The organism is Mesorhizobium sp. M7A.F.Ca.MR.148.00.0.0, from assembly GCF_003997735.1.
In the GTDB taxonomy this organism is placed as follows: domain Bacteria; phylum Pseudomonadota; class Alphaproteobacteria; order Rhizobiales; family Rhizobiaceae; genus Mesorhizobium.
In genome coordinates, this window is the sequence record NZ_RZTB01000560.1 from 1 (window position 1) to 271 (window position 271).

Annotated in this window: 1 pseudogene; it reads right to left on the reverse strand. The window is 62.0% G+C overall.

Annotated features, from left to right (window positions below):
• Positions 1-83 precede the first annotated feature (83 nt).
• Positions 84-271 (reverse strand): annotated as a pseudogene (locus tag EOB49_RS35315) (phosphoribosylaminoimidazolesuccinocarboxamide synthase); the annotation flags it as partial.

Sequence of the window (271 nt, forward strand, 5' to 3'; positions counted from 1 at the left end):
GGGGGAGAGGTGGCGAGCGAAGCTCGACGGAGTGGGGTCGACTGCGCGGCTTAAGACCAGGCGTTAGCTGAGAGGGGCACCCCTCAAAAATAGCCTGCAAGGTTAGCTCTGATGCGGTCCAGCACCGTATCCCCGGAAACATCGGGCACGAATTCCTTGCCCGTGATCGCCTCATAGGCCTGCGCGTAGACCCCGGAAGCCTGTTCGACGATCTCGTCGGGTATTTTGGGGATCGGGTCGTTGTACGGATCGCAGCGCGCCGAGACCCATG